We start from the raw sequence: 24,988 nt of genomic DNA on the forward strand, positions 1-24,988 counted from the left end.
GGAGCCATGCAGGTTGGATGTTCGGGCCTCGCCGGGCGGTTGACGTGGCGAATAACCCGCCGTCATTCCGGGGCGTATGCGCGTCAGCGCATGCGACCCCGGAATCCTGAAGTGGCTTGGCGTTGCCGGAGACTCCCATGTCGAGATTCCGGGCTCGGCCCCGCCGCCTTCGGCGCCGGTCCCGCCCTCAGCCGCTCCTGTGGAGTGGCGGGGAATGACGGGGAGAACTATGCCCGTTTCTTGGTCTTCGGCTTGGCCTTCTGCAGCATGTAAGACCGTAGCACCGCATTCATCCGGCCCTGATAGCCGTCGCCGCCGCTTTTGAAGAAGTCGAGCACGTCTTCGTCGATGCGGATGGAGATCGCTCTCTTCCTGGCGGGCATGACGACGACGCCATCCGACCAGTCGATATCGAGAGGCACCGCGTCGGGATCATTGCGAACCGCTTCTTCGATCTGTTCGTCGGTCAGTGCGTCGAGTGCGGCCCAATCGGTCCTGCCTCGAATAGGTTCGTATCTAGAGACGATCGTAATATTTTCTTCGCTCATCTTTTCGCGCGCGGCGCGCGGAGATGATGTGGCAGAATGTGCCGCGGATCGTGCACGCGACGGCGACTTCTCGCCCTTCGAGATAGCCGAAGATTTGGTACCTGATTTCGCCATGACGGTCCGATCTCCGGACGAAAATGTAGCCATCAAAGATTTGTCGAACGTGAGCAAAGTCGATCTTGTGATCGATCAGATTGCTTTCGCGCTTGGGCGGATTCCAGCCGAACTCGGAAATGCCGGCGAACAAATGCGTAAGGCTCTCTGTCATCGCAAAGCCCCCGACTTACGTCAGCAACTATAGGGTGCTGAATTGGGAGTTTGCTACGCAAGAGTTAGCTATCGTCGTATATACGATTGTATATGCGGCTGGTCAAGCCACCTTCACCACCCGCACATCCACCTCGCGCTCCACATAGCTCCACTCTTCCGTCTCGCGCAGGCCGCCAACCAGATCCTCGAAGCTCTGCGCATGTTCCGGCGCATATTCGAACCAGGTGAGGAAATCGAAGGGCTCACCGAGGTCGCGCGAATGATAAAGTTGCCGCGCGATGGCGGGCAGGTATTTGAGGCTGTCGGCAATGTGGCGGGATTTGTCCTCGAAAATCCTTCGCCGTTCGTTCTGGGTCATGTCCCACCACGCCGCGTTCTTCCGGATCGGGATCAGCGCGCCATGGGTTGCCTCTGGTCGGCCGAGGCCGGCCTGTGCCGCAACCAGCGCGATTTTCTCGGTACGCTCGACATAGCGGACGTGGCTGGCGACGCCGGCGAGGCGCCAGGATGTCTGCGAGGGCAGCAGCGGCAGTGAGATGGCGTCGGCATGGGTGATGGATAGCGCCGCAACGGGTTTCAGCGCCTCACCCTTCACGGGTGAGATCGAGATCACCTGCCATGCACCGCTATTGCCGCCGCGGAATGTCGTGAACATGGGGCAAGGAGAGCGTGGAACCCGGCGGAGTTCAAGCTAATTGACACAAGCTTGCCACACCCACGTCATTCCGGGGCGCGAGCGGCGGCAGCCGCGCGCCAACCTCAGCCATTCCAATTGGAATGGCGGGGAATCCCATCATGTTCATCGCCTCTCGCCTGCCGGTGTCCAGACGTGATGAACACATCGGGATTCCGGGTCTGCACTCCGACCGGCTTCGCCAGTCTCCGCGCATCCCGGAATGACGATGGGTGGCTCTAAGTCCCGGCCGCCCTGTGTATAATGGGGCCGAACCGGCGATTTCTGGCCTTTGCCGCCGCGCGCCCTATATGCAGTACACCCCATGCGCTTCACGCCCCAATTCCTCGACGATCTGCGCGCCCGGCTTCCGGTTTCGGAAGTCGTGAGCAAGCGCGTCAAGTTGAAGAAGGCGGGACGGGAGTGGAAGGGGCTGTCGCCGTTCCAGCAGGAGAAGTCGCCGTCGTTTTTCGTCAATGACGAGAAGGGATTTTATCACGACTTCTCGTCAGGCAAGCACGGCGACATCATCAATTTCGTGATGGAGACCGATGGCGCCAGTTTCGTCGAGGCCGTCGAGCGGCTGGCGCAGATGGCGGGCGTCGCGCTGCCGGCGGCGACGCCGGATGCGGCGCGCCATGAGCAGCGCCGCAAGACGCTCTATGACGTGATGGATCTCGCCGCGAAATTCTTCGCGGAGACGCTGGTGGGGCGGGAGGGCGCGCGCGCGCGCGGCTATCTCGCCGATCGCGGCATCACGCCCGCGGTGCAGCTGCAGTTCCGCATGGGCTTTGCATCCGAAGATCGCTTCGCGCTGAAGGAGTATCTCGGCGCTGCCGGCGTGCCGGTGCCCGACATGGTCGAGGCCGGATTGCTGATCGGGGGCGAGGATATCCCGGTGCCCTATGATCGCTTCCGCGATCGCGTGATGTTTCCGATTTCCGACGTGCGCGGACGCATCATCGCCTTTGGTGGCCGTGCGCTGAAGAAGGATGCGCCGGCGAAATATCTGAACTCGCCGGAAACGCCGCTGTTTCACAAGGGCGACAATCTCTACAACCTGCCGATGGCGCGGAAGGCCGCGCATGACGGCGCGTCGCTGGTGGTGGTCGAAGGCTATGTCGACGTCATCGCCATGGTCGGCGTCGGCTTTCCCGGGGCAGTAGCCCCACTCGGCACCGCGCTGACTGAAAACCAGCTTCAACTGCTCTGGAAGATGGCCGACGAGCCGATCCTCTGTTTCGACGGCGACAAGGCCGGCCAGAAGGCAGCATGGCGCGCGGCCGAACTGGCGCTGCCGCATCTCAAGCCCGGCAAGAGTTTGCGCTTTGCGCTGCTGCCCGAAGGTCAGGACCCCGACGACCTCGCGCGTTCCGGCGGCCGCGCGGCGATCGAGGACGTGATGGCGGCGGCAGGCACGCTGTCGGACCTGATCTGGGCGCGCGAGATCGCCGGCGGCAGTTTCGCGACGCCGGAGCGCCGTGCGGCGCTGGAGGCGCGCATCAACGAATTGTCGAACGGCATCCGCGATGATGTCGTGAAGAAATACTACCGCCAGGATATGACCGAGCGGCTGCAGCGCGCCTTCGGCACCGGCCCAAAAAACTACGGCGGTAACTACGGCGGTAACAACGGTGGCCGCGGCGGCTTCCAGCCGGGCGGCGGAGGCGGCGGTTTTGCCCGTTCTCCGCGTCCGTTTACCCCCGGTCCAGCCGGGCGAATCAGTGGCGGCGGGCGGTTTGGGGCCAATGCCGGGCCGCAAACCATCCAGCGCGGGCCCTATCAGGTCGTCAGTCCACAGCTTGCGACGTCGTCGATCATGCGCGGCCAGCGCAGCGCCATTTCCCGGCGCGAAGCGCTGATCGTGCAGTCGCTGATCAACCATCCCTGGCTGCTGCATGACCGGCTGGAGGAGGTGGCGGCGCTGGAACTTGCCCATCCCGAGATGCACCGGCTGCGTGCGGCGATCATCGCGGCCTTTGCCCATGAGCATCATCACGGCGATGAGGCCGAGCAAAGTGAACAAATGCGTTCAGATCTGGTTAAAGCCGGATATTCTGAGCAATTACAACATGTTGAGCAGGCGGTAACGACCCAGGCGGTGTGGGCGGCGCGGCCCGGCGCGGCCCGCGAGGACGTTCTTTCCACCTGGACGCAGCTCGTTGCCTTGCATCGCCAGTGGCACTCATTACTTAGGGAGCTTAAAGACGCGGAGCTTGCTCTGGGCGCAGAAGCGAGCGAAACGAACTACGGCTGGCTGCGCGATGTGAAGGCCCGGTTGGCTGAGGTCGACGGGATCGAGGCGCTGATCGAGGGATTCGGAGAATCCTCGGGGCGGTTCCAGCGCAGTTCGTGATGTCGGCCGAAGGCAACTTTGCTGCGGATGGTGCCCGGGCAAACCGCGAAAAGACTCGCCAAACCCATGGTTTGGCTGCAAAAACAGGGTTAATCCGGGCTTAAGGCTCTCCACGTTAAGGGTCTGGGGCTTAAGTAGTGAAAACCGCGAAGACGACGTCGGGGGTGGCGATGGATATGCGCCGCCCTTTGTGCGTCAAGCGGTGACGATGATTGGATCGGGGCGCGTGCGCCCCCTGGATTGATAGCGGGGCGGTGACGCCCCCGGCGTGAGCGCGTTTCAGGAGCATTGAATGGCCACCAAGGCAAAGACGCTGCAGACCAAGGACAAGGAAAAAGACGACAAGGCAGCTGACACGCCGGAGAAGGACTCCGCAGACGCGCCGTCACCTTTGCTCGACCTGTCCGACGCTGCCGTCAAGAAGATGATCAAGCAGGCCAAGAAGCGCGGCTTCGTGACCTTCGATCAGCTCAACGACGTCTTGCCGTCTGATACCACCTCTCCTGAACAGATCGAAGACATCATGTCGATGCTCTCCGACATGGGCATCAACGTCTCCGAAAACGAAGACAGTGACGGCGAGGAAGAGAGCAAGGACGACGACGACGATACCGACAACGAACTCGTCGAAGTCACCCAGAAGGCCGTCACCGAAGTCAAGAAGTCGGAGCCCGGCGAGCGCACCGACGATCCCGTCCGCATGTATCTGCGCGAGATGGGCACCGTCGAACTGCTGTCGCGCGAAGGCGAAATCGCCATTGCGAAGCGCATCGAGGCCGGCCGCGAGGCGATGATCGCAGGTCTCTGCGAAAGCCCGCTGACTTTCCAGGCCATCATCATCTGGCGCGATGAACTCAACGAAGGAAAGATCTTCCTTCGCGACATCATCGATCTCGAAGCGACCTATGCCGGTCCCGACGCCAAGAACAACATGAACCCGGCGCTGATCGCACCGCCCACCGGCGATGGCGAAGCTGTGGCCGAGGGTGGCGCTGAAGCCGTCGCCGCGCCGCCGGCTGCGCCGCCGTCCGCCACGCCGTTCCGTCCGGCTCCGCCGCGCGGCCAGCCTGCGGCCCAGCCCGCCGGCGAGAGCACGTCGGAAAGCGCTGCCGACGGCGACATGGACGACGACGAGTTCGAAAACCAGATGTCGCTCGCCGCCATCGAGGCCGAGCTGAAGCCGAAGGTCGTGGAGACCTTCGACAAGATCGCCGACTCTTACAAGAAGCTGCGCAAGCTGCAGGAACAGGACATCGCGAACCAGCTCGAGAGCGCCTCGCAGGGCCCCTCGCTGTCGCCGTCGCAGGAGCGCAAGTACAAGAAGCTCAAGGACGAGATCATCGTCGAGGTGAAGTCGCTGCGCCTCAACCAGGCGCGTATCGATTCACTCGTCGAGCAGCTCTACGACATCAACAAGCGCCTCGTGTCGTTCGAAGGCCGCCTGCTGCGTCTCGGCGACAGCCACGGCGTCGCGCGCGAGGACTTCCTGCGCAACTATCAGGGCTCGGAGCTAGATCCGCGCTGGCTCAACCGCGTCTCGAAACTCTCGGCCAAGGGCTGGAAGAACTTCGTCGCCATCGAGAAGGACCGCATCAAGGAACTGCGCGGGGAAATCCAGCAGCTCGCGGCCCTCACGGGCCTCGAGATCGGCGAATTCCGCAAGATCGTGCACGGCGTGCAGAAGGGCGAGCGCGAAGCCCGCCAGGCCAAGAAGGAGATGGTGGAAGCCAACCTCCGTCTCGTGATCTCGATCGCCAAGAAATACACCAATCGCGGCCTGCAGTTCCTGGATCTCATTCAGGAAGGCAATATCGGTCTGATGAAGGCCGTCGATAAATTCGAATATCGCCGCGGCTACAAGTTCTCGACCTATGCGACCTGGTGGATCCGGCAGGCGATCACGCGTTCGATCGCCGACCAGGCCCGCACCATCCGCATTCCCGTGCACATGATCGAGACGATCAACAAGATCGTGCGCACGAGCCGCCAGATGCTCAACGAGATCGGCCGCGAGCCGACCCCGGAAGAGCTCGCCGAAAAGCTCGGCATGCCGCTGGAGAAAGTTCGAAAAGTTCTCAAGATCGCCAAGGAGCCGCTGTCGCTCGAAACCCCGGTGGGTGACGAGGAAGACTCGCATCTCGGCGATTTCATCGAGGACAAGAACGCGATCCTGCCGATCGACGCGGCGATCCAGTCCAACCTGCGCGAAACCACCACGCGCGTGCTGGCCTCGCTCACCCCGCGCGAAGAGCGCGTGCTGCGCATGCGCTTCGGCATCGGCATGAACACCGACCACACGCTGGAAGAAGTCGGCCAGCAGTTCTCGGTGACCCGCGAACGTATCCGCCAGATCGAAGCCAAGGCGCTGCGCAAGCTGAAGCACCCGAGCCGCAGCCGCAAGCTGCGGAGCTTCCTGGATAACTGAGGCCTCTCAGTCGTCATTGCCGGGCAGCGCGAAGCGAGCTTCGCTAGATGACCCGGCAATCCATCTGACTTTGACGATGCCCGGCCTCGCGCCGGGCATTTTCGTTTGGGATGCGTCGAGCCACGCGCACCGGCCGGAGTGCTCCCTCTCCCCCTCTAGCGAAGCATCGCTTCGCGCGACGAAGCGAAGCTTCGCTAGGCGGGAGAGGGCCGGGGAGAGGGGGCGCCACACACGCTGCTCTCGCCGATCTTGACGCCGTCCCATTCCCGCACTTTGATACCACTCATCGTCGCGGGAGCGGGGGCTGCCCATGCCGACCATCGCGCATTTCTACGGCATCCTGATTCAGATGTATTACAACGACCATGAGCCGCCGCATTTCCACGCGCGCTATGGCCGGTCGAGGGCTATCGTCCGTCTCGCCGATGGCGTGGTGATCTCGGGCGAATTGCCTCCGACGGCCGTGCGGATACTGCGGCGCTGGGCTCTGGCGCGAAGCGCCGAATTGCACGATAATTGGCAACGCGCCCGTGCGCATCAGCCGCTTGAGAAGGTCGCTGGACCCGATGACGACACCACAACATGACTGGCCGATGGTCGATGTCCTGCGCCTGCGCGCACTCGATGGTCATCGCCTGTGGCTGCGTTTCTCGGACGGCAACGAAGGCGTTCGCGATTGCGCGGATTTCCTCACCGAGACTGGCCCGATGATCGAGCCGCTGCGCGATCCCGCCTTCTTTCAGCGCGTGTTCGTTGAAGATGGCGCGCCGACATGGCCGAACGGCTTCGATCTCGATCCCATCAATCTCTATATGCAACTGCGCGATGCCGGGGCTCTAACGCGGGTCGCGGCGGAGTAAGGTGGCATAGCGCATCTGCTTGTGAGCGTAGGGCGGGTTAGCGCAGCGTAACCTACCCTTCCAGCACACCGGCCGTCATGCTCCCTCTCTCCCTCTAGCGAAGCATCGCTAGGCGGGAGAGGGTCAGGGAGAGGGGCACCGCACACGACGCGGCCTACGTTGATAACTCCGTCACACCCTTTGATTGCACCCGTTCCCGCGCTAGCGTCACGTATTGCCGTTGCACATTTTCACCCGAGGACATTGCCATGACGTCGCTCGCCCCGATGCTGCTCAGTCAGCGCGTTGCCCAGGTGTGCCTGTTTCTGGTCGGCGCCATCGCCATCTTCGGCGGCGCGCTGCAGATGTATCTGGGCCAGCCCGAGACCGCGCCGCGGCTCGACAACGTGCATCGCTTCATGGGCGGCATCTATCTGATGTCGGGCGTCATGGGCCTGTGGGCGGCATCGACCATTCGCGAGCACAACACGCTGGTCTTCCTGATGGCGGCGACGGTGTTCGTCGGCGGCCTCGGCCGTGTGCTGTCGATCTCGAAAGTCGGCCTACCCGAACCGCATGCGCTGTGGATCACCTATCTGGTGCCGGAGCTGGTGCTCCCGTGGATCATCATCGCGGCGCAGGTGATGACGAACAGGCAGATGGCGGGTGCGGCGGGGTGATATGCTCTCTAGCTTCTTAGCTAGCGGTGAAATGCCGGATTCGCTTTCCGATTTTACTGTAGATATCAAGGTAGCGAACGGCGCGGGCTCGATTAAGATTATGCGAGCTGGGACTGCTCCTGAAGGAGACTACTGGAGATCTCTTTCTAGGATTAGTTGGTACGATATTCTCTACGGTGACAAGCCGATAGGTGTGCCTTTCTTCTTGGAATTAAAGGAGCGCATTCAATCGACTTTCGCTCCGGATTTCCTCCTTATAGACGCTAGGACAGGTATTACTGAGATGGGTGGTATAATTCAAAGTGCCGTTAGTCGTTTGCTGGATGATCCGGAGGGGGCTCAAAGTGACTTAGAAGCGCTTACAACGTATTGCGCAGATCAAGAGGCATATCGAGCGCTCTTAAAGCTTTACAAGGTTCGAAAGGTGGGGATCGATAAGCTGTTAGCTACGGCGAGCCTTATGTGGCAGCTAGCTGGGTCGAAATCCGGTGTTGATGATCTTCATATAGACATCGTAACTCAAGCTTATGCCGAGCAGCAGCGCGCTGTTGATAGTCAAAGGAAATTTGCGGAGTTCGCTGAAGCCGTATGGCGTTCGACAGGAATGAGCGACATTCGGATCGGCCTGTCGATAGTGAATTCCTTTCTTCCAGAAAGAAAGCCTCAAGCGCTTCAGCTATTGATGGACTATGTTAGTTCGGCGAGCACTCCAAGTTACTTGGCTGTCGTTCGGCTCATTGAGCTTCTTGCTGCGAGCCGGGATTTTGCTGCGGCCACATCGATCGTTGATCGCTTCAAGGGGACCTTGAACGCGCCTCAGTTTGATCTTGCTTGGGCAAAGCTTGTACTTGATCAGAAAGATCTAGAAGCTGGGTTTGAGTTGCTAAACGACGTCGCGTTTGCATTTGAAGCTGTACGATTGATGGAGCCGACAGTCGCGTACCGACTCTTAAAGCTTGTGGGGGATGAAGATGCGGCAGATGTTCTGAATGAATCGTTGGAACTGTCGTTGTCTGATGATGATCTCTCTCAAATTCGGAAGATAGGCGAAGTATACCAGGACGAGGGACGGTGGCTCGAATTCGAAAAGAGGTTGCAGGGGCGCTTGAGTGGGAGTGCGATCGCCGAGATCAATGACTTCGTAAAACGGCGCATTCGTAGACCGCGGCCCGCGTTGCTCCGCGCCTAGATCCCTACTTCTTCTTCGCGCCCACGCGTTCGACGCTCTTGATTTCCAGCGCCGGACGGCCGGACTTTTCGGCGATCTCGCGGTCCTGCTCGGCGATGGCGGCCTTGGCCGGCTCATCGCCGTCGAGTCCCCCCAGCAATTCGGAGGGCACGCGGCGGTTGGAGCGCTGCGAGCCGTCTTCATAGAAGACGTTGAAGAAGGCGAATTCGCCTTTGGGATTGGTACCGGGTTTCTTGGCCATGGCGGTTAAGTGGGGGATGGCGCAGGCGAAGTCAAAGCCTTAGCGCGCAAAGCGTGCATGCATCTGTGGGCAAAAGCGGGCAGTGGTTACCGGCGGGACGCGCCGCCCAGCCTGCGACCAAAAGTTCATGATTTGTTCTTGACGATTTCGGAATAAGGACTATTATCCCCTTCGTCCGGCCCCGATGAGAGGGGCGAGCGCGATCGTCACGTTCGCGGGGCTGGATGCGGTGGACGCCGGAGATGCGGCGTTACGCGGTTTGGGGGTGACGTCTGTCTTCGGGCAGGACGGATCTGCGCCAGCACTGCCACTGGCAAGGAGACGGCCGACCTTGGGATGGAAAGAGCCCTGGACAGCGCGACGGACGACCAAATCGAAACGCGTTCGGCTTACTCGCTTGAGGCACCCTGTCCCTCCGCCCTGGGACTGTAATTTTGGTGATGGGATCGTCGCCATGGCGAAGCGCAAGCAACCGAAAAAACACCGCATGCGGAACGTCGGGCACTTGCTCGGCGCCTCCGAAAGTCCTGATGCATTATCCTTGCGGAAGACCGCATCGCATCAGGCCCAAGGGTGCAACGGGCACCTGGCGTTCCGCACGCCCTCTCACAGGAGGGTGGGAATGCAAGAGACGACGGCGCCCCCGCGCCGCAAACAATGGGGGCGATGACGCATGTCTGGCGATATGTCCGCTGCGGATGTCCGGCGCAGGAGCGGGGCGCCGTTGTTCGGACACACCGGTCATGCCACACTCCGGTATCGCCAACCCAGCAGGTTTTTCATGACCAATCGTATCACCGCCATTGCCTTTGCCGCTGTGTCCTTTGCCTCGGTTGCGCTGGCGGCCACATCCTCGCAGGCCGCCAAATGCGGCGGCGATTTTCAGACTTTCATCGCGGCCATGTCGCAGGAGGCGGCCGCCGCCGGCGTGTCGCAGGGCGTGATCTCGCAGGCCTTTGCCGGCGTGACGCAGGACCCCGCGGTGCTGTCGTTCGATCGCCGCCAGCGCGGCACCTTCAACAAGAGTTTCGAGCAATATGTCTCGACCCGCGTCGGCCAGGGCCGCATCTCCATGGGCCTGCAGATGATGCAGCGTCACGCCTCGCTGCTGTCGCGCATCGAGCAACGCTTCGGCGTGCCGCCTGAAATCGTGGTGGCGATCTGGGGCCTCGAGTCGGATTTCGGCAAGGGCGATATCGGCAAGATGCCGGTGATCCGCACGCTCACCACCATGGCGCATGACTGCCGCCGCACCGAGCTGTTCCAGGGCGAACTGATCGCGGCGCTGAAGATCCTGCAGCGCGGCGACCTGCCGCAGCGCGACCTGATCGGGGCCTATGCCGGCGAACTCGGCCAGACGCAATTCCTGCCGTCGAGCTACATCAAATATGGCGTCGATTTCGACGGCAACGGCCATGTGGATCTGCGCCACTCGGTGCCGGACGTGCTGGCCTCGACCGCGAACCTGCTCAAAACCGCAGGCTTCAAGGGCGGCCAGCCTTACGGCGAGGGCACGGCGAATTTCGAGGCGATGCGCGAGTGGAACAGGGCCACGATCTATCGCAAGACCATCGGCTATTTCGCCGATCGCCTCGCGGCCGGCCGATAGGCCACAGGGCGATACGGGGAGGGCGCGCGCGGCGTTAAGCTTTCGTTAGGCCGCGCGGCCGCCGGGCGAACTTGGGGAACCTCGATGGTGAAAGTCGGATTAACTCATTCCCTTTCACTCTTTCAAAACCACACTGGGGATTATCCGCCGCGAGTCAGATTCCGTTAAGGCTCAAAGCTGCATTTTACCACCCGCTGGGAACGAGTGGTGAGAGTGATGGCGGGGAACGACAGCAGCGCGCAGAGGCGCGACGCACAACGCGGCGGTAACAGCCGATGTTGAACGTCGGCACGCTGTTCACGGTGTTCACCGTCAATTTCCTCGCCCTCGGCGTGGTCTGGGCCTATGTGGCGACCAGCTATCCCAACCTGCACGCGGCGCGTTACTGGACCGCAGCCGCGCTCACCGCAGCATTTGGCACCGCCGTCTCGGTGCTGCGCGGCACCGATGTCGATCCGCTGATCCCGATCGTGCTCGGCGGCGGTCTTTTGCTATTTGCCACCAGTCTCGCCACCATCGGCATGAATCAGTTCTATGGCCGCCCGGCCGGATGGCGCCCGCAAGTGGCGATCGTCGGCGCCAGCATGGCCGGACTGCTGCTGTTCACGCTGTGGCACGACAACATGGCGGTGCGCGTGCTGATCTATTCCGGCGGCCAGTCGATCACCGTTGCCATGACCGTGCCGCTGCTGTTGTCGCGCAAGGATGGCGGCGGCAATGCCGGCGCCCGTCTCGCCGGCTGGCTCGCCATCGCGCTTGTCGTGGTGCATGCCGTGCGCTCGGCGGCCGCTCTGACGCAGATCGGCGGCGGCATGACCTTCGCCAATTTCAACAATGTTCAGGCCATGATGGTGCTGGTGCTGGTGTTCCTGGCGATGTCGTGGAATTTCGGATTCCTCCTGATGGCCATCGACCGCCTGCGCGGCGAAGTCGCCGAGCTTGCGCTGGTCGACGATCTCACCGGCGTCGCCAATCGTCGTCATCTGGTACAGCGCCTCACCGAGGAATGCGCGCTCGCGCGCCGCACGCAAAAGCCGTTCGCGCTGCTGGCGATCGATCTCGACGGCTTCAAGGAAATCAATGACGGCCACGGCCATGCCGCCGGCGACGACTGCCTGCGGCATTTCACGCTGATGACCCAGAGCAAACTCCGCCCCGGCGATCTGCTCGCGCGTTCCGGCGGCGACGAGTTCAGCATCATCCTGCCGGCGACGACGCTGCATGAAGCGGCAAACATCGCGCGCCGCATCCTCGAGACCTGCCGCCTCGATGCGGCGGCCTGCGCGCCGGGCGAGATTTCAGTCGCGGCGTCCATCGGCGTTGCGCAGTGGCAGCCGCAGGTCGGGCAGTATCCGGAGCGACTGATCGCGGCTGCGGACCAGGCGCTCTATGCCGCCAAGAACGACGGCAAGAACCGCTTCGCCCTATGCGATCTCGAAGCGCCGTCGATGGTGCCGGCTCTCAACATGGACGAAGCCATCGACCGCGCCCGCAAGCTGGCCTGATCGCCTCAGTTCATCGTCTTGTCGTGGGTGATGTCGATGATCGCGCCGGGCAGGCGGACGGGGCGGCCATGTCCGTCCAGCGTGCAACTGCCGCGCGCGAGGACCCAGCTGATCCGGTCGTTCTTGATCAGCCGACACTCGCACTCAAAGATGCCGCCCGATCGCATCGCGGCCGCGACCGCCGCGCGCACCTGGTCAACGTCATCGGGATGGACCGCCGCGAGATAGGCCATGTTCGGCAGACCGCGCGCGGCCGTTTCGGGATCGACATTGAAGAAGCTGGCAGCTCCGGCATCAAGATAGTTGCGGTCGTTGCTGATGTCCCAGTCCCAGAAACCGGCGATCAGTTCACGGGCGGCGAGCCGGCGCGGCATCGGCATTTCGAACGCGTCGTCCTCGGCCGTGGTCTTGTAGGCCTCTGCTGCCGCGAGCCGCAGGATGTAGGAGAGAAATTCGTGCTTCCGCTCCCGGGCGAAGCTTGCAATATCGAGGCACACGTCACCCAAGGGTCGTCGCATCGTCCATCCCCCCGTCCGTTCCCGGCGGGGGAGAATATAGCGGGTTCCCTGCAATTCAACCGGGGGTTGGAGAGTTTCTGCGCAGCAAATATGGGGATCGCGGTGGACAGCCCGACGAGGCGTGACGCGATGCCGCTTGCAGAGTCTGCGCGTGTCCCCCATGTCATGGCGATGATGAGCACAGGTCAATCAACCACTTACGACGCCAGCCGCCCGCGCAAGGCGGCGTCCGCGCATGGCCCGATCATCGATCAGGATGGTTTTGAGGTTCGGCCCGAGCAACTTCGGCCGGATGCGAAGGGCTTTCGGTTCGACTTCGGAGCGGGCGCCAATCCGTTTGCCAATCTCACGCGCGAACAACGGCTGGCGCGGCTGGATGCGCTGGCGCAACTGCTCGACGTCGCCTTCATCGTGCCGGGCACGAAGATCCGCTACGGCATCGATGGCCTGATCGGCTTGATTCCGATCGTGGGCGACATCATCACCACGGCGATCTCGCTATGGGTGGTGCGAGAGGCGCGGGCGCTCGGTGCGCCATGGCATCTGACGGCGCGCATGCTGGGCAATGTTGCGGTGGACGGTGCTGTCGGCATCGTGCCGTTTGTCGGCGATGCGTTCGACGTGATGTTCCGGGCCAATGTCCGCAACGTCAGAATGCTGCGCAAGTGGCTCGAAAAACAGCCCAGACTCTAGTTCAGAGTCCGGGCTGCGATCGTCTCAATCCGTAAAGCTCAAGCCGCGTCGGCGTCGTCCGTCGCAGGCTCTTCGGCGCGCACGCGGCGCTCGAGCGGGAAGTCCTGGCTCTCATAAAGCGAGCGAATGCCGCTCTGGTCGAAACGGGCTTCCTCGACCTGCAGATACGCGCCGTTCAGCGAGTCAGCCGGCAACTCCTCGATCGCGAACTGGACGGCGGCGGCGGCCGTATCGAAACGACGATAGGCGAAACCGGCACGCTTTTTCTTGCGGATCGCGGCGGGGAAGAGTTCGGCTGCGGTGTTGTAGCTGAAAGCTGCCATGGTCGGGGACCTCATCTGAATACGCAACGAAACGACGCTTCATTCGCAATGCAGCCGATCCGGCGGCGCGCGGAACATCATTTCAGGACAGACCCCAATATAAGCACGTTTTGGCCGATTGCGACACCTGCGATACAGCATGATGAATCGCCGTGCGCAGACGGTATTGCCGTAATAGCTTTGTGATTTAAAGAGCTTAGCGCTCGCTCAAGGCATGGGCAGTGGCGCGCGCGGCCCAATATTTGCCTATTGTCCGGTCACATCCGGCAGCGGCACGATTTTCAGCGGGGTGGTATAGGGCTCGACCCGCAGGGACTCAGTCGACATAAGCCCCACCTGCCGCAAAGGCGCCTGCTCCAGCGCCCCGGCTTCAGCCTTGCGCACGGCGTATTGCCAGGCCGTCAGCGTGCCCTTCTGGACCAAATGCTTGGCGACGCCGCCGGCGTTCTTGGCTTCGAAAGTGGAGAGCTGGTCATCGTTAATGCCGATGATGATCTCGTCCTTGGCCGTGATCACCTTGAACAGCGACACCTTGTCGGTCGCCAGTGCGGGGTGGGACACCAAGCTTTCGAGAATGAGACCCGCAAGGGCAATGCCGAGCAACAAACGGTTTGAACGGGTAGACATCTTGGTACTTTCTTATTCTTCTTCGCAAACGTGCATGCCGCTGAGGCATGTTCAAGTAACAGGCAATGGGCGAAGCGCTTACGGACAAGTATTGGACAGAAATGCCCCGCGAGACTTCGATGAGTCGCACGGGGCATGGAAACAGTTCGATACGGGATACGTATTTATTTAGGCTGAAGTTTCAAGGCCGCAGAGTTGATACAATAGCGCAATCCCGTGGGTCCCGGACCGTCGTCGAACACATGTCCGAGATGACCATTGCACTTAGAGCACAGCACTTCCGTGCGGATCATGCTGTGGGTCACATCGCGTTCTTCGTCGATATGACTTTCTCGTGAAGGCTGCGTGAAGCTCGGCCAGCCGCAGCCGGAATCGAACTTGGCGTCGGACTCGAACAGCGTCTGGCCGCAGCCGGCGCAGACGAAGGTGCCCGGCGTATGATCATGTTCGTATTCGCCGGTGAACGGACGCTCCGTCGCCTTTTCGCGCAGCACCGCATACTGCATCGGGGTCAGTTCGCGGCGCCATTCGGCTTCGCTCTTTTCGACCTTGCCGGGTGTGGTCTTGGTATCGGTCATTCTTTCTCCTTCCCGATTGGCCGTGGCTGCGAGCGCTCAGGTCAATTTGTAACCTTCGACGCGCTCACCAGCGTCGGCTTTTCGATATAGTTCTGGGCAAAGATCTTCTTCAGGTTCTCGACCTTCGGAATATCATTATAGGCAATATAGGGCTGGTTCGGGTGCAGCGTCAGGTAGTCCTGATGATAAGCCTCCGCTGGATAGAAGGCTTCGAGCATGCCAAGCTTGGTGACGATCGGCTTCTTGTAGACCTTCGCGGCGTTGAGCTGGGCGATATAGGCTTCCGCTACTTTCTTCTGCTCCGGCGTCGTCGCGAAAATTTCCGACCGATATTGCGTACCCGAATCCGGGCCCTGGCGATTCAGCTGGGTCGGGTCGTGTGCCACCGAGAAATAGATCTGCAGGATCTTGCCGTAGCTGATTTTCGCCGGGTCGTATTTGATCTCGACCGCTTCGGCGTGTCCGGTCGAACCGGTGCTCACCGCGGTGTAGTTGGCAGAGCTCTTGGAGCCGCCCGCATAACCCGACACGGCGTTGACCACGCCTGCGGTGTGCTGGAAGACGCCCTGCACGCCCCAGAAGCACCCACCCGCGATGACAGCAGTCTGAATGCCGGTCGTAGCCGATGCGTCTGCCGTCGGCGCGGGAATGATGACAGCCTCTTCGGCGGCGAAAGTGGGAGCGACGAGGGCGGTCGAAATCGCCAATGCGCCGGCAAAGGCGCAGAGCGAGAGGCGGCTGAACAGGGAGCGGCGCATAGCAGGTCCTCTTGGATGATCGATGGCCGGATGTCGGCAGTCTAGACCGGAGCCCGTGGTTCGCAATCGGCATTTCCAGTCGGCACATCCGAGATACGGAAGAGGGTGCCGGTTGTTACGCGATACCGCACACGAGTTCGTGAGGATCTGACGAAGGCACGAAAAAGCCGCGGGACGTGAGTCTCGCGGCTTTTGTTTGGAGATGGCGCTGTCCGCCTATGGGCAGGGATAACGATTGCCATCGTTGTTCAGATAAGTGCCTGACGCCGGATCGTAGGAGCGATAGCGCTGCGAGCAATAGGCTGCGTTCTGCTGGGCTGCCGCGTTGGCCTGGCTGGCCGCAATCGCGCCGCCGATGATGGCCCCCGCTGCGAGGCCGCCGACGACGGCGCCAGCGCTGGGTCCGCGGCGATAGTAGCCAGGACCGTAGCCGTAGCGTGGGCCATAACCGTAGCGGCGATAATACTGCACGTTCTCGGTGGCCGACGGTACGGCACTGGCGAGGCTGGGCTGACTAAGTAATGGCGCTGATGTTGCCGGCGCCGAAAACGCCAGTGCACTCGCACCGATCATCGTGGCCATCGTCAGGATTTTTGCGGGATGCATATCGAGCTCCTTATTATGCGTAAGTGGCCCAAACGGTCGGGCGGGCATCTTGTTCCACGAGGCCTAGTGAGCCGAGACGCGTCAGATCAGCGCATGCGATTGAGAGCAAAATACGCGCGCTAAACCACGATGCTCAAGCGCTTCGCGGCGCGGGTGATGCCGGTGTAGAGCCAGCGGGCGCGGCTCTCCTGAAATGCAAAGCTCTCGTCGAACAGAACGACGTCGTCCCATTGTGAGCCCTGGCTCTTGTGCACGGTCAGCACGTAGCCGTAGTCGAATTCGTCGTAAGGCTTGCGCTGTTCCCATGGCAACGTCTCAACACCGCCCGAGAAACAGTCTGCGCGCACAGAGACCTTGGTGACCTTGCCGCCAAAATCCTCATCCGGGGAAATTCGCATGGTGATGATCTGCGACTTCGAGGCGGCGCGCGCCTTCACACGCCACAGACCGCCGTTGAACAGCACCTTCTTGCGGTTGTTGCGCAGGCAGACGAGCTTGTCATTGGCCACCGGCAACAGGTCCTCGATGCCGAGTTTCTGACGCACGCGCATATTGTACGCGCGCCGCGTGTTGTTGCGGCCGACCAGTACCTGATCGGCGGACATCACGCGGTCCGGATCGAGTGCCTTGCGCGACACGATCTCGCTGAGGCCGTATTGCCCAGGCTGCAGCGATCGACCCTCGCGGACATCCATCGACATGCGCACGATCGGATCGTGTTCGGCCTGACGATGCACTTCGGTCAGCATCACGTCGGGCTCGGTCTCGGTGAAGAAGCCACCGCCCTGGATCGGCGGCAACTGCGCGGGATCGCCGAGTACCAGCAGAGGGCAGTCGAATGACAGGAGATCGCGGCCGAGTTCGGCGTCCACCATGGAGCATTCGTCAATGACGATCAGCTTGGCCTTCGAGGCCGGTGCATCGTCCCACAGTTCGAAATTCGGCTGTTCCTCGCCGCTCTCACGGGCGCGATAGATCAGCGAGTGAATCGTGGAGGCGCCGTCGCAGCCCTTGTTGCGCATCACCAGTGCCGCCTTGCCGGTGAAGGCTGCAAATTTCACCTCGCCATCGACATTGTCGGCGACGTGCCGCGCCAGTGTCGTCTTGCCGGTGCCGGCAAAGCCGAACAGCCGGAACACCTGCGGTGTGCCGTTGCGGCCTGGCTTCGCCTTCAGCCAGTCGTCGACGGCTTTCAGCGCGGCATCCTGATGCGGGGTAAATGTGGGCATTGCGTCTCTGGAAAGCGGTGCGCAGCCATTTTGCCGCGACTCAGCGAGGAAAGCTAACCATTCAAGCGTCTGACGCAAGCCGGAGACCCCCAAGTCGTGTGCGCCAACGTGGCCGGTTGCTCATTGTCGTTCCATGACGCAGTTATTAGGCTGCTTGAGCCTAGGGAGCCCATTTTGGAACGCAGACTGCTTCAGATCGCACTGGCGATTGTCGGCCTCGTGGCCATCCTGTTCGGCCTGACCGGCGTGCTGTTCGGCACCAGCCTGTCGGGCGTCAGGCTCGGTGTGACGATGGAAGGCTATGTGCGCTTCATCAAAGGCGTGCTGGTGGCGGTCGGGCTGATCTACTGGTCGGCGATCCCGCAGATCGAAAAGCGCGGCGAACGAATTTCGATCGTGACCTTCATCCTCGTGTTCGGTGCCGCTGCACGTTTGCTGGCGGTGCTCAGTCATGGCTTTCCGACCGTGGGATTGCTGATCAGCCTGATCGGCGAACTCGTGGTCGTGCCGCTGATCTGGCTGTGGCATCGCCATCTGGTCCGACGAGGCGCCTCGGCATGAAGCGGATTGGCACCTGGATCGTCTATGTCATCGGCGCGATTTCAATCGGTTATCTCGCGCTCTACGCCTATGCAATGTTCACCCGGCAGGAGTTGACGCCGGGTGATCCGATCAAGATTTTTCGCAAGCAGGATGCGCCGAGCTATTCGTGATTTTGTCGTCGTTCCGGGGCGTTCGCGCATTCATGCGCGGACGAACCCGGAACCTCGCAGTGGTGAGTCTCATATCGGGATTCCCCCGCCACTCCAAGTGGAGTGGCTGAGGTTCGCGCGCAGCTAACGCTGCGCTCGCCCCGGAATGACAGTGTGCCTACATCGCGCCCATGGCCGCGCGATAGTCGCCGGCGCCTGCTCCGGCCGGTGTGATCGGCAGCCCGCCATCGGCATATTCGTTCAGCTTGTTGCGCAGCGTGCGGATCGAGATGCCAAGAATGTTGGCCGCATGGGTGCGATTGCCGAGGCAATGCTTCAGCGTCTCCAGAATCAGATCGCGCTCGACATCGGCTACGGTGCGGCCGACCAGTGCGCGGGTCACGGTTTCTGCCGCCATGGTGGCGTGGGCGACGGCAGGCGGCGTCTTGGCGAGATCGAGACGATCTCCGTCCGGGGTGAGGATGGCATCCGCGCCGATCTCGTCGCCGTTGGCCATCAGCACCGAACGGTGGATCGTGTTTTCGAGTTCACGGACGTTGCCCTGCCAGCGATTGGCGGTGAGCACGCGCCGTGCTTCGGCGGAGATCGGACGCACCGGCACGCCATTGGCGTCGGCATATTTCTTGGCGAAATGTTGCGCCAGTTCGAGAATATCGGCCGGGCGATCGCGCAACGGCGGGATCTTCAGGTTCACGACGTTCAGACGAAATAGCAGATCCTCGCGAAACGTACCTTCGCGCACGGCGTCGGACAGATTGCGGTTCGACGTCGCGATGATGCGAATGTCCACCGGCACCGGCTTGGTGCCGCCGACACGGTCGATGACGCGCTCCTGAATGGCGCGCAGCAGCTTCGACTGCAGCCGCACGTCCATTTCCGAGATTTCGTCCAACAAGAGCGTACCGCCGGTGGCTTCCTCGAATTTGCCGATACGGCGTGCGATGGCACCGGTGAAGGCGCCCTTCTCGTGGCCGAACAGTTCGGACTCCAGGAGATGCTCGGGGATTGCAGCGCAGTTGATGCTGATGAACGGCTTCTTGGCGCGGTTCGAACGGGTGTGGACGTAGCGCGCTAGCACTTCCTTGCCGGTGCCCGATTCGCCCGTGATCATCACCGACGCATCGGAGCCGGCGATCTGCTGCGCCAGCTTGACCACCTTGCCCATCATTTCGTCGCGATAGATCAAGTCGCGGCTGTCATTGGCAACGGCGGCGAGAACGGCGGCGATCAGTTCCGGATCCGGCGGCAGGGGGATGTATTCTTTGGCGCCGGCATGGATCGCCGCGACCGCGGCGCGGGCATCGGTGGTGATGCCGCAGGCGACGATCGGCACATGGATGTGTTCGGCTTCCAGCCGCATCACGAGGTCGCGGATGTCGAGGGCGACATCGACCAGCAGCAGGTCCGCGCCCTTGCCGCCGCGCAACACGCCCATCGCCTGATCATGGCCTTCGGCATGAACCACGGAGGCGCCGTTATCCATGGCGATCTTGGTGGCGGTGGTAAGCTGACCCTTCAAGGTGCCAACGATGAGAAGCCGCATGGTGATCTCCTGTTATATCCTGGTCGCGCGCCGTTGAGGCGCCGTTTATCCGGTACTAGCCGCGTTCGGCCTTGATGATTTCGGTCATGGTGACACCGAGCTTTTCCTCAACCAGCACGACTTCGCCGCGTGCCACGAGACGGTTGTTCACGTAGATGTCGATCGCTTCGCCAACGCGGCGGTCGAGTTCGAGCACGGTGCCGGGTCCGAGTTTCAGCAATTCGCCCACACCCATCTTGGAGCGGCCAAGCACGGCCGATACCTGAACCGGAACGTCGAAGACCGCTTCGAGATCTGCGGCAATACGCGTGACCTGTTCCTCGTCAGCATAGCCAACGTCCCCCATTGCGCCGGGATCGGTGGCATTGAGATCGGGAAGCGGCACCTGGGGATCGCTCATGTTCTAGTCCTCACAGCCCTGTCAGGCCTGATTGCGCGACGCCATGTAGCGTCCGACGAGTTCGTTGATCTTGGCGTCGATGGCCGCGCGCTCCAGCACGACGCCGCCATCCGCCCATTCGATTTTGCAGTCGCCGTTCTCGATATCCGGCTCGGCAAGGATGACGAGGCGGCCGGCGAAGCCGCTTTGTTTGGCCTGTTTCTCGATGCGCTCGCGTGCTTCGTCGTAGAGCTGGTCGTTGATGCGCACCACGAGATGCGGCGTCGACACCAGATTTTTGAAACAGTCATGGACCAGAGCCATGACCTCGGTGAGCGGCTCGACGGCGATCAATTCATTGCAGAGTTTGCGTGCCACCGAAACCGCGACATCGACAGCTTCGGTTTCCATCTTTTCTTCGATGGTCCCGAAGCGCGACGAGATCGAGGAGATCGCAACACCGATCTGTTCCAGCGCTAATGCGGCGCGACGGTCGCTTTCGGCCTTGGCTTCGCGCTGGGCAGCATCGAAGCCGGCGCGATAGGCCTGGGCTTCGGCGTTGGCGACTTTCTCCGCGATCTCCGCGGGCGTGATCGCCGGCGCACGCGTCTTGTCGGGCGCTGCGAAGTCCATATCGAACAGAAATTTTGCGGGGGCGGCCATCAATACACCAGCTCGTCGTCGGCGCGGTTCTTCGTCAGCACGATTTCGCCCTTGGCCGCGAGATCCTTGGCGAGATTAACGAGCAGCGCCTGTGCCTCGTCGACGTCGCGCAGGCGGACCGGGCCCAGCGCGTCCATATCGTCGGTCAGCATCTTGGCGGCGCGGGATGACATGTTGCCCATGAAGAAGGCGCGGACTTCCTCGTTGGCGCTCTTCAATGCGATGCCCAGCTTGTCCTTGTCGATGCTGCGCATCAGGGTCTGTGCCGAGCCGGCATCCAGCTTGATGAGGTCGTCGAAGGTAAACATCAGCGCCTTGATGCGCTCGGCCGCCTCGCGGTTGTCTTCTTCCAGCGAGGTGATGAATCGCGTTTCGGTCTGGCGGTCGAAGTTATTGAAGATTTCCGCCATGACTTCGTGCGCGTCGCGACGACGGGTTTGCGAGAGGTTCGACATGAACTCGACGCGCAGCGTCTGTTCGACGCGCTCGATGACTTCTTTCTGCACCGCTTCCATCTTGAGCATACGGTTGATGACGTCGAGCGCGAGATCCTCGGGCAGGATGCCGAGGACGCGGGCGGCATGCTCCGGCTTCAACTTTGACAGCACCACGGCGATGGTCTGCGGATATTCATTCTTCAGGTAGTTGGCGAGAACCTCTTCCTGCACGTTCGAGAGCTTTTCCCACATGTTGCGGCCTGCTGGGCCGCGGATTTCTTCCATGATACCGCTGACGCGCTCGGACGGCAGATACTGGGTCAGCAGACGCTCGGTGGCATCGAAAGTCCCCATCAGGGCGCCGGAGGCGGACATCCGTGACACGAATTCGAGCAGCAGATCTTCGACCGTCTCCGGCTCGATGGTGCCGAGCGACGACATGTGAACTGAAAGCTCGCGCACTTCGTCGTCGTCGAGCTGCGCCCAGACCTTGCCGCCATACTGTTCGCCCAGCGCCAGCATCAGGATGGCGGCCCGCTTCGGGCCGCTCAGCGGCTTCGCCGGCGCGCGGCCACCCTGGCGCTGTGCGAGCGATGCTACGACGCTGGCGATGTCGCTGCTGTTGTCGCCAGTGGTTTGCGGAACGGATGCCATTCAGATCACGCCGGTTCCTGCAGCCATGCGCGAACAATGGCTGCGGTTTCGTTGGGGTTACGATCGGCCAGTTCGCCCACGCGATGCACGGATTGCGCGTGGACCTGACCCTGGATGGTGGCGACGTCGATCATGTTGGGGCCGCCGGCGGGAATGACGGTCTGTCCGTCAGCGCTGAGGGCGACACCGTCGGGAAGAACGAGGGCGTTGGCTGCAGGGAGCGCCGGCACAGGCTCGGAGGCGAGGACGCGGCGGACCAGCGGGCGGATGACCATGAACATCACCACGAGGCCGAGCAGCATCATGACCGCGAGTTCGATGACGCGCATCACGTCATCCTTGGTGAACTGCATCATGCTGAGCAGACCTGTCGGCTCCGGTGTCGGAACGACAGTTGGGCCCTCGGCGAATTTCAGGTTGACGACCTCGACCTGATCGCCGCGCTTCTGGTCGAAGCCGATGGCCGAACGTACCAGCGCTGCGATGCGATCGAGTTCTTCCTTGGGGCGTTGGGCGTAGACCTGCTCGCCCTTCTCGTTCTTGCTGTAGCTGCCATCGACCAGTACCGCGACCGAGATGCGATTGACACGGCCCGCTTCGGTAACTTCGGTCTTGGTGATGCGGGAGATTTCGTAATTGTTGGTTTCTTCCGACTTCTTGCTTTGATCCTTCGCCGTCCCCGTGTTGCCGGCCGCCTGATTGCCTGGCAGTTCGTTGTTGACGGTGACCTGGCCATCCCGCTCGCCGACTGCAGAGGATTCTTCGCGGCTCTGGCTGGAGCGCAATACCCGGCCTTCCGGGTCGAATTTGTCGGAGGTCTGCGTGACCTTGTTGTAATCGAAGTCGGCTGTGAGCTGGACCCGGGCCCGGCCTGCGCCCACCACCGAGGAAACGATCGCTTCGACCTGGCTGCGCATCCGCTTCTCGAAGCCGGCGCGGCGCTCGTCACCGGTGGCGCCTTCCATGGTCGCGTCAGCGGCGCCGTCGGCGAGCAGCTGTCCGGCTTCGTCGACGATCGAAACCCGGGCCGGCTTCAGGCCGTTGACGGCCGAGGCGACGACATGGCGGATCGCCCGGACCTGCTGCGGGTCGAGGGCGCCGCGGACGCGGACCACGATCGAGGCCGAAGGCTCGGGTGCTTCGCGGGAGAACAGAGGGCGTTCCGGCAGGACGAGGTGGACGCGGGCAAACTGCACCCGGTCGATCGCCCGGATGGTTCGCGCCAGTTCACCTTCGAGAGCGCGCAAGTGATTGATGTTTTGGACAAAACTTGTTGTTCCGAGAGCGTCCGACTTGTCGAAGATCTCGTAGCCGACGCCGCCACCCTTGGGCAGGCCGCCTTCGGCCAGCTTCATGCGCAGGCGAGTCACCTTGTCCTTCGGCACCATGATGGCGGCACCGTCGTTCTTCAGCTCATAAGGGATAGCCTGACGTTCCAGGTCCTTGATGATCGCCGAGGAGTCCTCGACGCTCAGATCCGTGAACAGGGTGGTCATCTGCGGCGTGGTGACCCGCATGATGACGAAAGCAAAGAAGCCGATGAGCGCGGCCGTCACCGCAACCATCGCCATGAGGCGCGCCGCGCCGAGACCTTTAAGGAAACTTAGAAGACTCTGCACGAACCAGCCCCTGAGATTCGGCCTCAAAGACCGACTGGGCAAATTTTGCCGGGGTATGGTTTCGATATGGTTAACGACGGTTAACGGGTGGCAAAAATACGGCAAAATGGCGAAAGCCGGCTTCCCGCGAGGGAGCCGGTTTTCATCGAATTGGAAATATTAACGATTCGTTTACTGACGATACTGCTGGATGCGGGTGGTCCGCAGTCCTGCCAGACCGTGCTGGTCGATCGAGAACTGCCAGGAGAGGAATTCGTCGACTGTCAGCGTATAACGGCTGCAGGCTTCCTCCAGGGACAGAAGGCCACCGCGGACGGCGGCCACAACTTCGGCTTTGCGGCGGATGACCCACCGTTTGGTTCCGGGCGCGGGCAGATCCGCAATTGTTAACGGACTGCCGTCAGGCCCGATGACGTATTTGACCCTCGGGCGATGGGGTTCTGTCATGGCGTACTCACAAACTCTCAACCACTGAACTCACTTCAACAATCTACGCCCAGCGACTTAAAATTTGCCTAAGCCTACAACTCCAATGCGAATAGAACTGGATTTGGTTCGAAATATCGTCCCGAGGAGATGATGCGGCGCAGCGTCACGTTGTCGGTGTGGTCGGCGTCGTCGGCGTTGTCGTCGGACGCACCACGCGCTTGATTTTGTCGACGGTATAGTTGCTGCCGTTGATCGAGAGCAGAGCGGGGCTCGCTGACAGATCGACGGAATCGACAACGCCCTGGACTTCCGTGGAGATGGCGACATCGCGGCCGTTGTCGTCCTTGCCCGTTGCAGTCAGCGTATAGGCCCCTTCGGGATACTGAACGCCGTCATTGCCTTTGCCATCCCATACGAAAGTGCCGTTGCCCGACTGCAACGTGTACTTTCCGGTGTAGACAACGTTACCAGCTGAATTCGTAATGTTGACGGTGGCTGTAGAGTCCTTGTCGGCGAGCAGATTCCATGTCGCCGACGTCTTGAATTGCGCCGTGCTGCCATCGACGGCGACGTTGTTGCCGACATAGATGAGCGCCTGCGTCGCTTCCGTAGCTTTGCCAAGATCGACCAAGGCTTTCAGCTGATCGTTCGACTTGAGCTGCTGTTCGACGCCCGCGAACTGCACGAGCTGCTGCGTGAACTGGTTGGTATCGAGCGGATCGAGCGGGTTCTGATTCTGCAACTGCGTCGTCAGCAGTGTCAGGAACGTCTGGAAATTATCCGCAATGCCGGTGGTCGTCGTGCCGGAGCTGCTGCTCGAGTTCGATACCGGCGTGGTGCCGGATACGACAGGGCTTGGAGTCGTTGCGTCAACTGCCATGGTT

Annotated in this window: 29 protein-coding genes; 11 read left to right on the forward strand and 18 right to left on the reverse strand. The window is 61.6% G+C overall.

What is annotated here, in order from left to right:
* Positions 1 to 227: 227 nt before the first annotated feature.
* From A4A58_RS15155 to A4A58_RS15165, 3 genes are all read right to left on the reverse strand, one after another.
* A complete protein-coding gene (locus A4A58_RS15155) occupies positions 228 to 548 on the reverse strand; it encodes a BrnA antitoxin family protein (RefSeq protein WP_068733399.1) in 321 nt (106 codons plus the stop codon).
* Entirely contained in the window at positions 517 to 795 is a 279-nt protein-coding gene (locus A4A58_RS15160) for a BrnT family toxin (protein ID WP_158005687.1), read from the reverse strand. The genes A4A58_RS15155 and A4A58_RS15160 overlap by 32 nt, the downstream gene beginning before the upstream one ends.
* A 123-nt stretch (positions 796 to 918) precedes the next feature.
* A complete protein-coding gene (locus tag A4A58_RS15165) occupies positions 919 to 1,473 on the reverse strand; it encodes a chlorite dismutase family protein (RefSeq protein WP_068733403.1) in 555 nt (184 codons plus the stop codon).
* A gap of 343 nt (positions 1,474 to 1,816) precedes the next feature.
* Between A4A58_RS15165 and dnaG the strand changes: the two genes are divergently transcribed.
* The 6 genes from dnaG to A4A58_RS15200 all read left to right on the forward strand — a co-directional run bounded on the left by dnaG (position 1,817) and on the right by A4A58_RS15200 (position 8,980).
* Complete coding sequence (dnaG, locus tag A4A58_RS15170) at positions 1,817 to 3,847, forward strand: DNA primase (protein ID WP_068733405.1); 2,031 nt, start codon at positions 1,817 to 1,819, stop codon at positions 3,845 to 3,847.
* 292 nt (positions 3,848 to 4,139) lie between these two features.
* Positions 4,140 to 6,272 carry an RNA polymerase sigma factor RpoD gene (gene rpoD, locus A4A58_RS15175; protein ID WP_068733407.1) on the forward strand — a complete coding sequence of 711 codons (2,133 nt, stop codon included), beginning with the start codon at positions 4,140 to 4,142 and terminating at the stop codon, positions 6,270 to 6,272.
* A 310-nt stretch (positions 6,273 to 6,582) separates the two neighbouring features.
* Positions 6,583 to 6,858: a DUF4160 domain-containing protein gene (locus A4A58_RS15185; RefSeq protein WP_068733411.1), complete on the forward strand. Its 276-nt coding sequence runs from the start codon at positions 6,583 to 6,585 to the stop codon at positions 6,856 to 6,858.
* Complete coding sequence (locus A4A58_RS15190) at positions 6,839 to 7,132, forward strand: DUF2442 domain-containing protein (protein ID WP_204378180.1); 294 nt, start codon at positions 6,839 to 6,841, stop codon at positions 7,130 to 7,132. The genes A4A58_RS15185 and A4A58_RS15190 overlap by 20 nt, the downstream gene beginning before the upstream one ends.
* Before the next feature lie 248 nt (positions 7,133 to 7,380).
* The gene (locus A4A58_RS15195; protein ID WP_068733415.1) at positions 7,381 to 7,791 is read left to right on the forward strand and encodes a DUF4345 domain-containing protein; all 411 of its coding nucleotides are present in this window, start codon (positions 7,381 to 7,383) and stop codon (positions 7,789 to 7,791) included.
* A gap of 1 nt (position 7,792) precedes the next feature.
* A complete protein-coding gene (locus A4A58_RS15200) occupies positions 7,793 to 8,980 on the forward strand; it encodes a hypothetical protein (RefSeq protein ID WP_068733417.1) in 1,188 nt (395 codons plus the stop codon).
* Positions 8,981 to 8,984: 4 nt separating this feature from the next.
* Here the strand turns inward: A4A58_RS15200 and A4A58_RS15205 are convergent, their stop codons facing one another.
* On the reverse strand, positions 8,985 to 9,221 hold the full coding sequence (locus A4A58_RS15205) for a hypothetical protein (RefSeq protein WP_068733419.1): 237 nt from the start codon (positions 9,219 to 9,221) through the stop codon (positions 8,985 to 8,987).
* A gap of 781 nt (positions 9,222 to 10,002) precedes the next feature.
* Between A4A58_RS15205 and A4A58_RS15210 the strand changes: the two genes are divergently transcribed.
* Positions 10,003 to 10,830, forward strand: coding sequence for a lytic murein transglycosylase (locus tag A4A58_RS15210; RefSeq protein WP_068733421.1), 828 nt, complete (start codon positions 10,003 to 10,005; stop codon positions 10,828 to 10,830).
* Positions 10,831 to 11,105: 275 nt separating this feature from the next.
* On the forward strand, positions 11,106 to 12,335 hold the full coding sequence (locus tag A4A58_RS15215) for a GGDEF domain-containing protein (RefSeq protein WP_068733423.1): 1,230 nt from the start codon (positions 11,106 to 11,108) through the stop codon (positions 12,333 to 12,335).
* Positions 12,336 to 12,340: 5 nt separating this feature from the next.
* Here the strand turns inward: A4A58_RS15215 and A4A58_RS15220 are convergent, their stop codons facing one another.
* Positions 12,341 to 12,832 carry a PAS domain-containing protein gene (locus tag A4A58_RS15220; RefSeq protein ID WP_204378181.1) on the reverse strand — a complete coding sequence of 164 codons (492 nt, stop codon included), beginning with the start codon at positions 12,830 to 12,832 and terminating at the stop codon, positions 12,341 to 12,343.
* Between the two features lie 195 nt (positions 12,833 to 13,027).
* Here A4A58_RS15220 and A4A58_RS15225 point away from each other — a divergent pair, with 195 nt between their 5' ends.
* Positions 13,028 to 13,546 carry a DUF4112 domain-containing protein gene (locus A4A58_RS15225; protein ID WP_244499771.1) on the forward strand — a complete coding sequence of 173 codons (519 nt, stop codon included), beginning with the start codon at positions 13,028 to 13,030 and terminating at the stop codon, positions 13,544 to 13,546.
* A gap of 38 nt (positions 13,547 to 13,584) precedes the next feature.
* Here A4A58_RS15225 and A4A58_RS15230 read toward each other — a convergent pair whose 3' ends face one another.
* From A4A58_RS15230 to A4A58_RS15255, 6 genes are all read right to left on the reverse strand, one after another.
* Positions 13,585 to 13,869: a hypothetical protein gene (locus tag A4A58_RS15230; RefSeq protein ID WP_068733430.1), complete on the reverse strand. Its 285-nt coding sequence runs from the start codon at positions 13,867 to 13,869 to the stop codon at positions 13,585 to 13,587.
* Positions 13,870 to 14,115: 246 nt separating this feature from the next.
* Positions 14,116 to 14,496 (reverse strand): hypothetical protein, encoded by a 381-nt coding sequence (locus tag A4A58_RS15235; RefSeq protein ID WP_139069861.1) that lies wholly within the window; start codon positions 14,494 to 14,496, stop codon positions 14,116 to 14,118.
* A gap of 164 nt (positions 14,497 to 14,660) precedes the next feature.
* Positions 14,661 to 15,074 (reverse strand): peptide-methionine (R)-S-oxide reductase MsrB, encoded by a 414-nt coding sequence (msrB, locus tag A4A58_RS15240; RefSeq protein ID WP_068733433.1) that lies wholly within the window; start codon positions 15,072 to 15,074, stop codon positions 14,661 to 14,663.
* A gap of 41 nt (positions 15,075 to 15,115) precedes the next feature.
* Positions 15,116 to 15,832 carry a peptide-methionine (S)-S-oxide reductase MsrA gene (gene msrA, locus A4A58_RS15245; RefSeq protein ID WP_068733436.1) on the reverse strand — a complete coding sequence of 239 codons (717 nt, stop codon included), beginning with the start codon at positions 15,830 to 15,832 and terminating at the stop codon, positions 15,116 to 15,118.
* 216 nt (positions 15,833 to 16,048) lie between these two features.
* On the reverse strand, positions 16,049 to 16,438 hold the full coding sequence (locus tag A4A58_RS15250) for a BA14K family protein (protein WP_068733438.1): 390 nt from the start codon (positions 16,436 to 16,438) through the stop codon (positions 16,049 to 16,051).
* Between the two features lie 119 nt (positions 16,439 to 16,557).
* A complete protein-coding gene (locus tag A4A58_RS15255; protein WP_068733440.1) occupies positions 16,558 to 17,667 on the reverse strand; it encodes an ATP-dependent DNA helicase in 1,110 nt (369 codons plus the stop codon).
* A gap of 174 nt (positions 17,668 to 17,841) precedes the next feature.
* Here A4A58_RS15255 and A4A58_RS15260 point away from each other — a divergent pair, with 174 nt between their 5' ends.
* Both A4A58_RS15260 and A4A58_RS31150 read left to right on the forward strand, forming a co-directional pair.
* Positions 17,842 to 18,228 (forward strand): DUF4345 domain-containing protein, encoded by a 387-nt coding sequence (locus tag A4A58_RS15260; RefSeq protein ID WP_068733442.1) that lies wholly within the window; start codon positions 17,842 to 17,844, stop codon positions 18,226 to 18,228.
* Positions 18,225 to 18,380 carry a hypothetical protein gene (locus A4A58_RS31150; protein ID WP_192855910.1) on the forward strand — a complete coding sequence of 52 codons (156 nt, stop codon included), beginning with the start codon at positions 18,225 to 18,227 and terminating at the stop codon, positions 18,378 to 18,380. Before A4A58_RS15260 ends, A4A58_RS31150 begins: the two co-directional genes overlap by 4 nt.
* 157 nt (positions 18,381 to 18,537) lie before the next feature.
* Here the strand turns inward: A4A58_RS31150 and flbD are convergent, their stop codons facing one another.
* From flbD to A4A58_RS15295, 7 genes are all read right to left on the reverse strand, one after another.
* Entirely contained in the window at positions 18,538 to 19,923 is a 1,386-nt protein-coding gene (gene flbD, locus A4A58_RS15265; RefSeq protein ID WP_068733445.1) for a sigma-54-dependent transcriptional regulator FlbD, read from the reverse strand.
* Between the two features lie 55 nt (positions 19,924 to 19,978).
* Complete coding sequence (gene fliN, locus A4A58_RS15270) at positions 19,979 to 20,323, reverse strand: flagellar motor switch protein FliN (protein ID WP_068733447.1); 345 nt, start codon at positions 20,321 to 20,323, stop codon at positions 19,979 to 19,981.
* Between the two features lie 21 nt (positions 20,324 to 20,344).
* The gene (locus A4A58_RS15275; RefSeq protein WP_068733449.1) at positions 20,345 to 20,965 is read right to left on the reverse strand and encodes a FliH/SctL family protein; all 621 of its coding nucleotides are present in this window, start codon (positions 20,963 to 20,965) and stop codon (positions 20,345 to 20,347) included.
* Entirely contained in the window at positions 20,965 to 22,056 is a 1,092-nt protein-coding gene (fliG, locus tag A4A58_RS15280) for a flagellar motor switch protein FliG (RefSeq protein WP_068733451.1), read from the reverse strand. Before fliG ends, A4A58_RS15275 begins: the two co-directional genes overlap by 1 nt.
* Positions 22,057 to 22,061: 5 nt before the next feature.
* Positions 22,062 to 23,675, reverse strand: a complete 1,614-nt coding sequence (fliF, locus tag A4A58_RS15285; protein WP_068733772.1) for a flagellar basal-body MS-ring/collar protein FliF — start codon at positions 23,673 to 23,675, stop codon at positions 22,062 to 22,064.
* Between the two features lie 171 nt (positions 23,676 to 23,846).
* Positions 23,847 to 24,122, reverse strand: a complete 276-nt coding sequence (locus A4A58_RS15290) for a DUF1153 domain-containing protein (RefSeq protein ID WP_002714638.1) — start codon at positions 24,120 to 24,122, stop codon at positions 23,847 to 23,849.
* Between the two features lie 145 nt (positions 24,123 to 24,267).
* A complete protein-coding gene (locus tag A4A58_RS15295) occupies positions 24,268 to 24,984 on the reverse strand; it encodes a flagellar hook assembly protein FlgD (protein ID WP_068733453.1) in 717 nt (238 codons plus the stop codon).
* Positions 24,985 to 24,988 lie beyond the last annotated feature (4 nt).

The sequence above is a fragment of the Tardiphaga robiniae genome (genome assembly GCF_001618955.1).
Taxonomy (GTDB): Bacteria; Pseudomonadota; Alphaproteobacteria; order Rhizobiales; family Xanthobacteraceae; genus Tardiphaga; species Tardiphaga robiniae_A.